10 protein-coding genes, 1 pseudogene and 1 riboswitch are annotated in these 13786 nt (G+C 58.7%); of the genes and pseudogenes, 7 read left to right on the top strand and 4 right to left on the bottom strand.

The features are described from left to right. Window positions 1-691: 691 nt before the first annotated feature. From I6F21_RS36690 to I6F21_RS36675, 4 genes and pseudogenes are all read left to right on the top strand, one after another. A pseudogene (locus tag I6F21_RS36690) lies at window positions 692-918 on the top strand (hypothetical protein); the annotation flags it as partial. A gap of 20 nt (window positions 919-938) precedes the next feature. Then, window positions 939-1153, top strand: a riboswitch (cobalamin riboswitch). 208 nt (window positions 1154-1361) lie between these two features. Continuing rightward, entirely contained in the window at window positions 1362-3197 is a 1836-nt protein-coding gene (locus tag I6F21_RS36685; RefSeq protein WP_225184279.1) for a ribonucleoside-diphosphate reductase subunit alpha, read from the top strand. Next, the gene (locus tag I6F21_RS36680) at window positions 3188-4261 is read left to right on the top strand and encodes a ribonucleotide-diphosphate reductase subunit beta (RefSeq protein ID WP_192893487.1); all 1074 of its coding nucleotides are present in this window, start codon (window positions 3188-3190) and stop codon (window positions 4259-4261) included. The genes I6F21_RS36685 and I6F21_RS36680 overlap by 10 nt, the downstream gene beginning before the upstream one ends. A gap of 1034 nt (window positions 4262-5295) precedes the next feature. Then, the gene (locus I6F21_RS36675) at window positions 5296-5541 is read left to right on the top strand and encodes a patatin-like phospholipase family protein (protein ID WP_225184278.1); all 246 of its coding nucleotides are present in this window, start codon (window positions 5296-5298) and stop codon (window positions 5539-5541) included. A gap of 132 nt (window positions 5542-5673) precedes the next feature. Here the strand turns inward: I6F21_RS36675 and I6F21_RS36670 are convergent, their stop codons facing one another. Further along, window positions 5674-6432, bottom strand: coding sequence for a glucose 1-dehydrogenase (locus I6F21_RS36670; protein ID WP_109146013.1), 759 nt, complete (start codon window positions 6430-6432; stop codon window positions 5674-5676). A 1091-nt stretch (window positions 6433-7523) separates the two neighbouring features. On the opposite strand from I6F21_RS36670, the gene I6F21_RS36665 reads away from it, so the two are divergent. Continuing rightward, window positions 7524-8297, top strand: a complete 774-nt coding sequence (locus I6F21_RS36665; protein WP_109146014.1) for an acetoacetate decarboxylase family protein — start codon at window positions 7524-7526, stop codon at window positions 8295-8297. 955 nt (window positions 8298-9252) lie between these two features. Here the strand turns inward: I6F21_RS36665 and I6F21_RS36660 are convergent. Both I6F21_RS36660 and I6F21_RS36655 read right to left on the bottom strand, forming a co-directional pair. Beyond that, window positions 9253-9639, bottom strand: coding sequence for a hypothetical protein (locus I6F21_RS36660; RefSeq protein WP_036046585.1), 387 nt, complete (start codon window positions 9637-9639; stop codon window positions 9253-9255). A 298-nt stretch (window positions 9640-9937) separates the two neighbouring features. Next, window positions 9938-10876 carry an outer membrane beta-barrel protein gene (locus I6F21_RS36655; protein WP_225184277.1) on the bottom strand — a complete coding sequence of 313 codons (939 nt, stop codon included), beginning with the start codon at window positions 10874-10876 and terminating at the stop codon, window positions 9938-9940. 339 nt (window positions 10877-11215) lie between these two features. On the opposite strand from I6F21_RS36655, the gene I6F21_RS36650 reads away from it, so the two are divergent. Beyond that, entirely contained in the window at window positions 11216-11380 is a 165-nt protein-coding gene (locus tag I6F21_RS36650) for a hypothetical protein (protein ID WP_157785314.1), read from the top strand. Between the two features lie 454 nt (window positions 11381-11834). Here I6F21_RS36650 and I6F21_RS36645 read toward each other — a convergent pair whose 3' ends face one another. After that, window positions 11835-12050 carry a hypothetical protein gene (locus I6F21_RS36645; RefSeq protein WP_036046582.1) on the bottom strand — a complete coding sequence of 72 codons (216 nt, stop codon included), beginning with the start codon at window positions 12048-12050 and terminating at the stop codon, window positions 11835-11837. Window positions 12051-13203: 1153 nt separating this feature from the next. Here I6F21_RS36645 and I6F21_RS36640 point away from each other — a divergent pair. Beyond that, on the top strand, window positions 13204-13428 hold the full coding sequence (locus I6F21_RS36640) for a hypothetical protein (protein ID WP_109146016.1): 225 nt from the start codon (window positions 13204-13206) through the stop codon (window positions 13426-13428). Window positions 13429-13786: the final 358 nt, after the last annotated feature.

Here is a 13786-nt window from a genome sequence, read left to right as displayed (position 1 = left end):
GTGACGCAGTGACCACCAAAATGATCTGACCGGCGCAGGCCGGCAGAGGGCAAGGTGCAACAACAGGCGATGAACCCTTGGGACGAAATCCCGAAACGAGTGAAGCTACTGCCCCCAATGCGCTCAAACGCGTAAACTTGATTTAGCTCCTCGTTCCGCGGATCTCATCGAGGCCAGCCGGCCATAATGTGCCGCGCGCAAAGGTCGGACATATGACCGCACCGTCCCAATGTGTGAAATCGACTGAAAAAGCTCTTGCCTCGCGGGCCGTTCCACATATGGGGGCAAGGTCAGGTCGTACTTCCCTTCTGAGAGTAATCCGACCGCACTGCGGACGACTTCAAGCGAGACTTCTTGCAGATCAAAGCCTCCGGTGAATGTAGGCGCATTGCACCCTAACGGCGTGACGATTCCGGTATTATCGAGACGCGGTTTGGATATATGTTTCTCGTCCTTCCAATGTTCATGGAGGCAAACCAAGCAGCTTTTGGAATCGTGAACAAAGCGCGCGACCACGCCGCCTGCGAGCCCCACGGTCGCGTAGCCCATCACATAAGGCACATTCAGTTGGAAAGTGATTCCCCGAGCCAAGCCCCTGCCAGGGCGAGGGGTGGAGACTCGACGGGAAGCACTTACAGCGGACATCGCCGAGTGAAGGGATAGTCCAGACCACGAACGCCGCAAGGGTAACAGGCGACGCGATCGGATCATGAAGCGTTTCAAATCGTCCCGTCAGGCTCAACTTTTCTATCAGTTCATGATCAGGTCACGAACCTTTTCCACATCCTCTCTCTCGGAGCCGTCACTGCCGACTTCCGTCGTGTTTCGCGCGAGCGAGCCTTTGCGACTTGGCGCGAGATCTCCACGACCTTGACCTCGGGGCTGCTCCAATTCGTTAACTTGACGGCGCCGCCTTGACGAATCTCCGCGAGCGGCGCCTATATGTAGCCCGTCACGGTCTTCCATTCCCGCATCTCGTAGGATGGAAGCTAAGAGGGAACCCGGTGCGCCGGCAACGGCTATTCCGAGGCTGCCCCCGCAACTGTAAGCGGCGAGCGGTTGTCATCATGGTCACTGGCGCGACAGCGCTGGGAAGGCTGACAGCCCCAGCGACCCGCGAGCCAGGAGACCTGCCGCGACTGAACGAAAGTCCTCGGGCGGGGTGCCCCGGTGGGTCGCTTGCAGCCGGGCACATTTGCCAGCTCTCCTCGCAAGTGGTCCGCGCGGCCCCGGCGCCTAACATCGCGGGGTTGCCGATGTCGCCGTCTTACGATTTCGATCAGCGTGGTCATCTCGTCGCGCCACCGAGTGTGCGGCCGCGCCTAGCGCAGGCGAAGCCTGCGGCGCCTGAGCCGTGTCTGGTGCCCCTTTCGCCATCGCCGGCTCCGCTGCCGTGGCCCCTCGCGCCATCGCCAAAGCCGGCCGACCTCACGCTCGATCCGTCGCGCGACGACTTGTTGACGTCGTTCGGCAAGCTGACGCTGACCGACCGTTATCTGCTCGCCGGCGAAACTTACCAGGACATGTTCGGGCGGGTGTCTTGCGCTTTCGCGGACGATGTTGCGCATGCCCAACGTCTCTATGATGCGATGTCCCGGCTATGGTTCATGCCGGCCACACCGGTGCTCTCCAACGGCGGGACCACGCGCGGCCTGCCGATCTCCTGCTTCCTCAACTCGGTGGCGGACTCGCTCGAAGGCATCGTCGGTACCTGGAACGAGAACGTCTGGCTTGCTTCCAACGGCGGCGGCATCGGCACCTACTGGGGCAATGTTCGCTCGATCGGCGAGAAGGTGAAGGGCGGCGTCACTTCAGGCATCATCCCGTTCATCCACGTCATGGACGGCCTGACGCTGGCGATCAGCCAGGGCTCGTTGCGGCGCGGCTCGGCGGCGGTCTATCTCGATATCCACCATCCCGAGATCGAGGAGTTCCTCGAGATTCGCAAGGCGTCCGGCGACTTCAACCGAAAGAGCCTCAACCTGCATCACGGCGTCAACGTCACCGATGAGTTCATGCGTGCCGTGGGCGCCGGCACCGCGTTCGCTCTGCGGAGCCCGAAGACTAACGAGGTCGTCCGCCAGATCGATGCCCGCCAGCTGTGGCAACGCATCCTTGAGAACCGGCTCCAGACTGGCGAGCCTTATCTCTTGTTCATCGACACCGTAAACCGCGCGCTCCCCAAGCATCAGCGCGAGCTGGGCCTCAAGGTCTCGACCTCCAACCTGTGCAGCGAAATTACCCTGCCGACCGGCATTGATCATCGCGACGAGGAGCGCACCGCGGTCTGCTGTCTGTCGTCGCTCAACCTCGAGACCTGGGACCAGTGGAGTGAGGAGCCCACCTTCATCGAGGATGTCATGCGCTTCCTCGACAACGTGCTCAGCCACTTCATCACGGTGGCGCCGGACGGCATGAAGCGTGCCCGCTACGCTGCCCTGCGTGAGCGCTCCGTCGGCCTCGGCGTCATGGGCTTCCACTCCTTCCTGCAGGCCAAGGGCATTCCAATGGAAAGTGTCATGGCCAAGTCGTTCAATCTGAACATGTTCCGAAAAATCCGTCGCGACGCCGACGCGGCATCCGTGACGCTCGCGCGCGAGCGTGGTCCGTGCCCGGATGCCCTGGAACGCGGCGTGATGGCGCGCTTCAGCCATAAGATCGCAATCGCGCCGACCGCCTCGATCAGCATCATCTGCGGCGGCACCAGCGCCTGCGTCGAGCCAATCCCGGCCAACATCTACACCCATAAGACATTGTCCGGCGCCATCTCGGTGCGTAATCCGCATCTCGCCAAAGTGCTTGCGGCGAAGGGCGCCGACACTTCGGCGATGTGGCAGTCGATTATAGCACACGAAGGATCGGTGGCCCGTCTCGACATCTTGTCGGAGCACGAGAAAGCGATCTTTCGCACCGCTTTCGAGATCGACCAGCGCTGGATCGTCGAGCTTGCCGCCGACCGCGCCCCGTTCATCTGCCAAAGCCAGTCGATCAACCTCTATCTCCCAGCCGATGTCGATAAATGGGACCTTCACATGCTGCACTGGACGGCATGGCAGTGCGGATTGAAAAGCCTCTACTACTGCCGCTCAAAGTCTATCTCGCGCGCGTCGTTCGCCGGCAAGATCGGCGACAGCGACGAGGTGGCGGCGCCGCAGCCGCAGCGTACTGATTATGAGGAGTGCCTTGCATGTCAGTGATCGATCTTTCGGCCGTCGATCCGCGTACGCTGATCGGCAAGGGACGAGTGGGGCTGCTCGACTCGACCGGAACCTATGATGTCGATCGCTACGCCTGGGCTTACGAGCTCTGGAAGCGCCAGCAGCAGACCCATTGGATGGGCGAGGAGGTGCCGCTCGGCGCCGACCTCAAGGACTGGGCGTCGGACCGCGTCACCGCCAGCGAGCGCGCGCTGCTCACCCAAATCTTTCGTTTCTTCACTCAGTCGGACATCGAGGTCGGGGACAACTATCTCAAGCGCTACATCCCGATCTTCCAGCCGCTCACTGTTCAGATGATGATGTCGGCCTTCAGCAACATGGAGACGGTCCACATCGACGCCTATGCGCTGCTGCTCAAGACGCTCGGCATGCCCAAGACCGAGTTCGAGGCATTCCGCGGCTATGCCGAGATGCGCGCCAAGGCGGACTACATGCACGAGTTCGGCGTCGACAGCGTGGCCGATGTCGCTCGGACCTTGGCGATGTTCGGCGCCTTCACCGAAGGCATGGCGTTGTTCGCGAGCTTCGCCATGCTGCTCAACTTCCCGCGTCACAACAAAATGAACGGCATGGGACAGATCGTAAGCTGGTCAGTGCGCGACGAGAGTCTGCATTGTGAGGGTATCATCATGCTGTTTCACGAATGGCACCGCGAAACCGGCGCGGTGACGCGCGCTGTCCGTGACGACATCGTCGACGTCGCCAAGACCATGGTGAAGCTGGAGGAGAACTTCGTCGACCTCGCCTTCGGGCTCGGCAAGATCGAGGGCATGCGAGCTGAGCAGATCCACGCCTACGTCCGCTATGTCGCCGACTGGCGACTGACCCAGCTGCGGATTGCCCCGGACTTCGGCTTCTTCGAGGCCAAGGAGGGCGGATTCATCCAGCTCAAGCCGCATCCATTGCCGTGGCTTGTCGAGATTCTCAATGGTGTCGAGCACGCCAATTTCTTCGAGCAGCGCGCCACGGAGTACTCCAAGGCGGCGAGCCGCGGCAGCTGGGACGGCGAAAACGGGGTGTGGGCGGCTTTCGGCCGTATCTAGCCCATCTTTATTCATGAAGGGCCTGTGGGTGGCTGGCGAATGTGGTGTAAGCCGCCGATGGGACGTGGGATTCGGTTGCTGAGACCAATTCTGCGCTGACATCATCGAGGTAACCATACCGGCCATGGTCGATGATACGATTCTGCCCTTCCTGTTTCGAGCGGTCAGGCGCAAGACGATCACAGCCGCCTTTGATGGGGGGCGGCTGTTTTCAGCGGCTATGATGTGGAGGGCTCTACGACCCGAATCCGCTCGAATGCGACAGGGGACCAGAGGACTTCTCGTTCCGTGGATTCATAGCACCCGAAGGATCATTGAAATTCCTTGGCTGCGTCCAAAGGGCGCCATCAATGCGGGGCAGGGGCCCTTGCCGGCCCGGCTTAGATGCGTTCAGTCTAAGGCATGAGGCTTGGAGGTTTTGAGTGATGACGGTGCTGTCGATGAGCCGGGCTGAGATCGACCGGGTGCATGTGTTGCGGGATGTTGTGGCGGAACGGATTGCAGTGCGATGGCAGCGCAACTGCTTCGGGTCACATCGCGGCAGGCATTCCGGCTGCTGAAGGCCTATCGGATCGGAGGCCCTGCGGCACTGCTGTCGAAGAAGCGTGGCAAGCCGAGCAACCGAGCCTATCCGGCGGCGTCCCCACCATCGACCGCGCCTCCGGCGGGTCGAACATAGGGCCATCAGGCCAGCCTAGCTGTCCTCTCACCGATGACATTTCTAGTGAGCGGAACCTGCGACTTGTCTATCAGGCGCCGACACCGCGAATTTGGTGAGACCCTGCGCGGGACTGCCGAACTCGCCGTCGATCGTCGCGGACACTCCGCGGTGAGCTGCGTCATCCAACTACAACAGCGATTGTGAGAAACTTCACGATACAACCTCGGCCTGAGGCTTAGGTTAGGGTGCATCGAGTAGTGCTACGGATGTGCTGGCCCCTATTTGGTCACCACTTTGCATGTCCCGCAGCGATAAGCGATCGAGGCATCTTCGGGTTTCGCTTCCCTCGGAGTTTCAAAAGCGGGAGAAGCACATGGTGGGACGTCTTCCAGAACGTCGGATTGATCTAAAAGCGCGGCTCGAGAGTGGCGGGCCGCGCAAACGTCTTGCCATAGACGGGAGCGGAATCCGAGGGGGCCTCTCGTTGAAAATTCTAGAGGAAATCGAGCGGTTGCTAACCAAGGCAAGCAACCGCGCCGACTATCGTCTGGCGGACTATTTCGACTATGTCGCCGGAACCAGCACCGGCGGCCGCGCCGGAGAGCGCCGCCAAGCCTGAACCAACGAACCACGCCGTCTTGCTGTCCACACCAGCGGGCTTGCGGGGGCGAGCATAGGCTTCGTAGTTCCCACTGCTGTACTACATCGCAACCTCAGATCTTGTTTTATGTGACAATTGATCAGCTGCTAGTCAGAAGATGCTTTCGGGCGCCTGACACTTGTACGGGACGCCGATCGTCAGACCGCCATCGACGACGATTTCGGAGCCCGTAAGATAAGAGGACTCGTCACTGAGCAGGAACAACACTACCTGTGACACTTCCGGCGGCTCGGCTGCCCGCCCAAGCGGAATGGGAAAACTGGAAGAATCGAAGTCCTTTGTCATCCAGGTGTTGATTAACCCCGGATGGACTGAGTTTATTCGAACCCCAGACGCAGCGGCCTCCAAAGCAGCGGACTTGGTAATGCCGCGCACGCCGAACTTGGAAGCAACGTAGGCGTGAAGCCCTGCACTACCCCTCAGCCCCTCGACCGACGAGATGTTGACGATCGAGCCTCCGCCCGCGCGGCGCATGGCCGGCAGGGCAGTCTGCATTCCCAAAAATACACCGGTGAGATTGACAGCAAGGGTCTTCGTCCACTGCTCAAGCGGAAACTGCTCGATAGGAGCAATACTGGCTATGCCGGCATTGTTGACGAGGCCATGCAGCGCGCCAAACTTGCTCTCCGCAGCCGCGATCGCTTGGCACCATTCCTCTGGCTGAGCGACGTCTTGACGCAGATAGATCGCGGATGTGCCAAGGCCGGCCGCGAAAGCCTCGCCTTCTTTACGAAGAATATCGGTGATCACGACTTTAGCTCCCTCCGCTACCAGCAGGCGCGCATGAGCGGCCCCCATCCCTCGAGCCCCGCCGGTCACCAGAATGACTTTTTCGCTGACACGTCCCATAATTTCGCTTCCTCGACAGTGTGGTGGTGCAAGGTCTTTGCGACATCCACTATGCACTATGTCAATCGACCCCTGGTCGATCTGCTGTGTCCCGCTGCGATGCCCAAAGGCTGTGCGTAGTGCCGTGTAACTCGGCGTGAAAACCAACTCAATAACGATTCCACGTCGTGGACACGCGTCCGCCGTTCATACATTACCGTCGGAGTGTTGAATTGGCATCACGACATTGGGCCACCTTGTTGAGCCCGACGAATCACGACCGAGTTTCCTCCGGAAGATGCGCGTGGACTGCAGGCGACGCAACGCCGGTTCCGCACAGATGCACCGTACTGAGCTCTTCGTGGCTGGCCGCGGGAGTGGGGCGCAGAACGCATGAGGCTCTCCGAGTCTTGCGAAGTGGAGTATCCATCCTGTGCAATCGGCGCGCCGAGAATCTCGTACGAATGCAAACTCACGCAACTCTTGCAGAGTTGCTACAGCTGTTCCGATCTTCTTACGCGACCTGGGTATCCGCTAGCATGCGTTTCGGGCCATGCACAGCGATAGCGTTTCGACATTAAAGCTTAGTCGAGCCTCCCAAAACTGCGAGGCGTGCGAACTCGTCATGCGTTTACGTCCCAATTGATCATGTCGGACTTTCGACATTCCGCGTGTCCAATCAAACAAGGGGGAAGGCAACAGCAGAAGAGGCGACGGTTGTCGGCGGCCTTCTCGTACATCTTCATCCGAGCGAGTCCTCTAACACCGAATGAGGTGCTTGGCATCGACGTTGCATGCGACAGATAGAGAGGCCTATCGAGTTATCATCATCGTCGGTGAGCATACTTCACGGGAATGAACGCACGATCGTCAAGCTCATTCTGCACCACAGAATTGGGGTGCAGCGCGCAGAACTGTACGCGTCGTCGGCGAGACGATCATGATCAGCGCTCTATGAGCCGAGGGATCACCGAGCTGCATTGGAGGTTGCATCATCGAGGTTGCATCATCACAGTCTCTTCAGGATGCTTCAAAAACCGAGCACTGTTGCTGAGATGAGTTAGCTGAATCTACAGTTGCGTCCAAACACTCCAAGAGCGACGAGGAATGCGATGCCCGAGGTAAAAGGTATTCCTCTTGATGCGCCTCTCTACCGTGGGAGCAGAGACCGTGGCAGCGCGTTTCTCGGCTGCCAAGCCATAAACCTTGTATTCAGCGTGGGGAGCGAGGTGTCCTCTCTACTACCGAAGGGATTAGTACCCGTAGCAAACCCTGCAATCGCCGTTGTGGGGGTCGCGAGCTATCCCTCAAGCACTGTGGGGCCGTACTTGGAGTGCTATTCAGGAATTCAAGTTCGTGATCCCGGCGGTGAGACCGGCTTTTACATTCCTTACATTTACGTGACAACGAATGATGCAGCGCTTGCCTCCGGACGAGAGGTTCTTGGTGCTCCAAAAAAGCTGGCGCACATTACTCTGATTAGAGAAGGTGGCCTAATTCAGGGTACGCTCGAGCGTCCAGCTGGCAAGCGCCTGCTGACTCTTACCGCTCAACCGGACCAGCGCATGAGCTCGAGTTCGCAACAGATGTTTTCTGCGCGGACGTATTTCTACTCGGTTCGGCATTTGCCCCCCATCAATGAGCGCGGGAAGGGCGCAGTAACGCAGCTCGTCAAATGGTGCACCGCGCGAACGTTGCGACGCGACGAGCTTGGCGATCAAGTTCAATTTACTGGACCCATCTCCCTAACTTACGACTCACCCTCGATTGTCGATCCCGTGCACAATATTGCACTTGGCGAACCCATGCTTGGCACATACGAGGAGTATGACGCCAAGCTCGAGGTCATTGATATCCTTTCGGAAACCGCAACTCCAGGCAAATAGTGTCGATAAGCTTTAGGAGTTCATCCAATCCTGAGTTCAGCCGCGGGCTCTCGGCGTGCCCATTGATGGGCCATTACAGCGACGCAAGCTAGGGTCCTAACGCACTGCATGAAACACGCAAGGGAGAAGGCTGCCGCGTGCGCCCGCCGCGGGGCGACTTCTCGGTGGCGACTCGACGGAGAACGTCCGCCTTTCATCGCCATCTAACGCCCGAGACCATCAACGCCGTCTACGCCGACGGCTATGAAAGAACCCGTTGGCTCTCCTATGCCAGCTATGCTGCGCTGGTGCCCCTCCACAGCTGCCGAGCAGCCGCGGGCACGTGCGTTGCGTCGTTCGGAACTAGCCGCTTGGTCAGTGCCATGCCAGCGGCGACCTGGTCCCCGCGCAGCGACGTGGCGACCAACGGGTGCCAGCCTCGAAGCGAAGAAGACTGCTCATGCGGCATAATCCGGCTTGCGGCATAATCAGCGAGCTCGCGGATGAAAAGCGGTGATCATCACTGCTGCAGACTGCGAATATGAACAACGTCGATCATTCGCATGATCACCACAACGCTTCAGCGTATCCCTAATGGCTGGCCCAGGACAGAAATCGAGGCGCTAATGCCAAGGAACCCACGCCGCCAGCGGCCTTTGGCTCGCGGCTTCCGAGTTCTTTCAAGGTGCGCCTGCAGCCACGGTGCGGACCGGCACATAAGCAATGCTGTCGCTGCTCCGATCGTGGCCTTATAATACAAATTGCGGGCACCAATGCCTGGACGGCCTTCCTGCTCTTACACCCGCGTCCGTTTTCAGCAAACGGCGACAATGAGCTGACCACCGGCCGCTCGAAAATGCTTTGCTTTACCGAAGGCGCATTGCCATCAGAACTGGCCGATCAGACGATCTTGGGAAAGTACTAGGCGACGGCCCCAAGCTCGTCGTCGCTTATATGATCTACACGATTCGACTGCTCAACGCTGATGTTGTTGTATCTTGAGATTATCCAACAACTTCGAGCCTTCACTGAACGATCTCGACCAAGATCGCTCTGCCAAGTCCAGATAGCTTTTCAGCAACTCGGAGGGCGTTTTGACCTCAGCAACGACTTTTAGAAAATTGGCGTGATCGTGCAAAGAGGAAGCAGTCAATCTCAAACCGTCTTTCAAAGCCGCCGCGAAGAAGTTTGTCGTTGCTTCGATCGACTTCTGCCAATCTGCAAACACGAATGAAGCGCGCGTGGCTGCCGTCGACTGCTTAGTGTGCTCGGCGGCGCCACCTGGCCCAGCAGCCGATGCCTGGGTCACTTGCGGCGCTTGCTGTGTACGGCGTTTCTCGTCTTCAGCTACGCTCGATGCCATTGAACGTCTCCTCTCTGAACTGTAACGTTGTGATTGGTTTCGCGGCTCAGCTCAATCAACCTTCAGAGGGTAACACGATCTCCAATATGGGACACCTGCCACTTTTGGTAGCCCTGATCGCAAGGACCTGACTTAAGGACGACATTTGACGTGACCAATGCTGGAGGCGGATTGTTCAGTCTGCCAGATTCCCGGTAGGTGCTCCGATGGCTATATTTCGCGGAGAGTCTGAATCGGCATGTCGCAAAAGCCGTGTAGAGAGCGACCAGTGGGTCTATGGCGTCGGCGAAGATGGTGTTCAGGCGTTCTGCGACTTTGGCATCGAAAACCTGATCGAGTTCGTCAGGTTCCACAAAGAAAACCCCAAGCTGCTCAGCGCTGGCACGGGAATGAACCAACCAGCCTGTGGCCTACACCGGCTACACCGGATCGGCGCACCGGCGGGTGCTTTCGCGTACAGCGGCGCATCCGACCATTGCGCCGTCCATGGGTCGGAGCCAAAATGGTAGTTCAAGCCGATCTTTCCGATGTGATAGTTGCTGGAGAGGCCCGTTGTGTTCGCCGGAAGAATTGCGAACGGCGGGTTCTGCTCCGTCGGAGGAGTCGCGACACTCGGTCCGCCGAAATGCAGATAGTCATACTCAGCTTTCACCGACCATGCAGGCGTAAGCGCTTGCTCGACGCCCAGCCCGATGGTGGCGCCAAGGCGACCATAGTCGAAGTGGGCTTTCTCCTGTGGCGACCCGCCTTCGAAGTTGTTGACGACGTCGCCCCGGTTGTTTTGCCAAGCGACGCCTCCCTTGAGATAGGCCGGCGTGTGGCCCAGCGCGCCAAACGCGTAACCGACGCGACCGGTCCCGGTGGCAAAGACGTTGGGACCTGCCTTGCAGTTTGCGCTCACAATAAAGCCGGAGGCGGCGAGGCAGGTATTTGTCCCGTTGGAGACAGCACCGCTGGCATCCAGTTCGACACCAAATACCCAACCGTTCTTCTGCCAATTGTAGCCGATCTGGCCACCGGCGAGGAACACTGGGGTATCGACGACATCGCCATAGATCGACGGACCGTAGGGATTGCTGAAGGAGGTGCGGCCGTAGCCGCCGCCGACGTGCCCGCCAATATAGCCGCCGGTGGCAGTTTCACTCCTGGCTCGAGGTCTGCCGCATTCGTTGCATCGGTTGCGACGAGCGCAATTGTCGTGGCTCCCAAAAGAAGAACTCCAGATCGCATCCAACACGTCCCTGTATTTTCTCGGTCCACGACCGAGCGCCCTTAAGTTATCGCGCAGCAAAACCGTCGGGGCGGACCAGACGCTAACACCGACGCGCGCCGAGTCCGTCCCGAAGACCATCGCACTGCGATTGGTGATGATGCGGCAAAGAGAGCAAGTCGCGTGCCGAAGTGAATTCGCGGGCTCTGCAGGCACTTCGTCGCGGCGTCCGGCGTCAAGTTGCTGACAATGGTCTCAATGCCGACAGCCAGCGCAGCCGGTGCAGTACGTTCGGCTACCGGGACCAAGCGCTCAAGATCGAGCTGGCCGGATTAGACGAGACCTGCGCCGACAAGGGCACGGCCGATGATCGTGATCGATGCGCCGCACTTCCACGCTGCTGTAGTCCTAGGACCGACAAGCCGCGTGATCCGAACACACCCCATCCTCAGCTACATGCTCGGCTGGGATCGGCAGCGCGTGGTCTCTGATGCCGAGCGCAAGGGATGGCGCGCGACGTGGGTCGATTGACCCGCGCGAGGCCGCCGAGGGCCATCGATTGCAAAGGTACTTTGGGAAAGCCGAGGCGGCCCGGGATCGCGGGACTGCGCACCTTGCGCATATCTCGCGCTTTCCCTTTCGGCCTTTGACTGCGCTGCGAACCAGCTAGAAATCGGCCAGAAGACGCGAGGAAAATTGGCGCGGAAATGGACGCACAAAGCCGCAGTCGAGCTGTGGCTCATCGGGCGAATGCGGCCTTAATTAGCGCAATTTGCGCCAGCAGTCGCCAAGGCGTGTTTCAGAAAGACCCATAAGACGACGTGAGTGTCTTTTGTCCGTGTTGTGTAGCACCAGTGTTCGTTCCCCTAGCGGAAGACGTGCGTACGCTCGCCCCGGGCCGGGAGGTATTTTGGCAAGCCCGACTCTCACGTGCATGTGCCAATCTGGCGCCTTCATCGTATGCCTACGGCGGCGAAGCACTAGGTCATTCTTCAAGCTCATCAAGCAAGATGCGCTTGTCGTGGAGCTCCCTGAGGTACTCGGCAATCGAACGCTGCGTCTCCTGCCATTCGATGCGTTCTTCCGCGGTCCAAAGGAAACACTCAAGTTTGAAGCGAGCTTTCTCAGCCTCTGCGAATTCATTGTAAAGCGTGATATCTCGCTCCACTTCTTCGAGCTGTTCACGAATGGTCCTTGGCATAGCCGGCCTCTGGGGCTTTGCCTCCAGCCAGTGGGCATATTCATCTCAATTTGCGCGATTTAGCAACTACTCATTTTCTCGGTGCGGGAAGCTGACGCAAGGCGCTACTACCGCAAAACAGGCTTCGTATTTGGCTTCACGAGGGCTGAATAACGGTCCGTGTTTTGGAACGCCACCCCGATAAAGTCTCCCTGTCGCCACATGAGGCGACAAGGAGAGGTGGTGCGAAACCCATCGAAAGAAAGCGAAAACTCCGTCGGCAGAAGCGTGAGTCCGTTAAGCTGAATGCCAGCGCCTCTACTGGATAGATCACGCACCAGGCATGGCTCGGAGGTGATGTGTCCCGGAATTGAGAGAAGAACCTCTCGCCACACCGACTGCCTTTCGAGGGACCGCCGGGACCAATTCTTCCCTTCGCGTTGACGGACCTTTTCTTGCAAATCCTTTAGCTCTCGGTACTGGCGCTCCAGGCTCATATCCCTCATTCTCCGTTATTCTTGTTGGCGCTTCCCACATTATTCCGAAACCCAATAACCATCGCGATAAATTCTAGAGCGATCCTCAGGTTGAGGGAATTCCGGACGACTACCGTTTGTGGCCGATCGCGATTTCGCGGTTGGACCCGTAGCTTTCCGGGCCTTGAATGGCACTGCTGGCCTCAACGGTGGAGATGGCGGCAATGGTGCAAAATACCACGGTAGGCCTGTGGCCGCTCGCCGCAGAAAGGACTGTCAGTGGCTGGGGTGGAGGTGTTGTGTAAAGACGATTGTGTAAGGCAAATTGTCCTCCCGGTGTGTTCCTTCAGTATGTCAAAAGGCAGGATTGAGCGGATGGTATTGCCACAGCAAGGCCGTTAAATCTTCATAATACCCCACCATCTTGGTAGGTGCGTCGCAGTTCGCCTTTGGCGATAATGCCTCATCGCGACCGTCACTCGTAAGGGGCGGAAGCATGTGAATCTGCCCACCAAGATCGCCCCCTCTAACGCCAAGAGATCACCATCCAAGCCGCTAGAATAGCTTTCGCGATAGCCATGACGGCAGTGGTAGCTGCGGGGGCGTTCTTTGCTATCCGCCTTTTGATTCGATTCTACGGATAGGGTCCCGCCGCTGCACCTCCAGCCGAACCGACCACAAATGGAGGCCGTGTCGTGATGGCGAATGAACAGGATGTTATCATTGGACGTATTGCCGAGATCGAGATCGACAAGTCGGCTGCCATCATAGTTGAGCAGATAGATGATGAAATCTCCATTGCCATCGCGAGCGTCGTCGGCGTTCACCTCCAGGTGACGGCGGGGCAGGCACGTGAGTTATCTCGATCCTTAGCTGTGGCCGCGGAGAATGCTGAAAAATTCCGCGCGTCAGCCAAGACGTAGTGGCGCCCGCTCCACTATCACCGCGGGATTTCAGTCAGGTTGCGCCATACAGGTCGGCCCGTTGCCCTAGTGAAGCGCGGCAATCTCCTCCAGGTTCTCATCGTTGTCGGTTAAGATGATGACGCCCTCAATCCAATCCTCAATAATGCTGGTTACTGCCGTGGGCACTGGCCAAAGGGGCCGATGGTGATTTCGGGCCCTCGTTCCAATGAGCGTCGCGGTGTACCAGCCGGGGATGTCCCGATCGCTGTTGAACTAGGTCGGATCGACGTTGCCGGAATGAATGTTACGCGGCCCTCGTGACGTGGGCAACGGGGTTGATCGTCATGCGATTGTGGCGAGCTTGAAGAGCCGCACG

Origin of the sequence: Bradyrhizobium sp. NBAIM03 (assembly GCF_020194055.1) — a bacterium.
GTDB lineage: Bacteria > Pseudomonadota > Alphaproteobacteria > Rhizobiales > Xanthobacteraceae > Bradyrhizobium > Bradyrhizobium yuanmingense.
The sequence above is the reverse complement of the archived record's forward strand: the minus strand, read 5'-3'. Positions and strand labels throughout refer to the sequence as shown.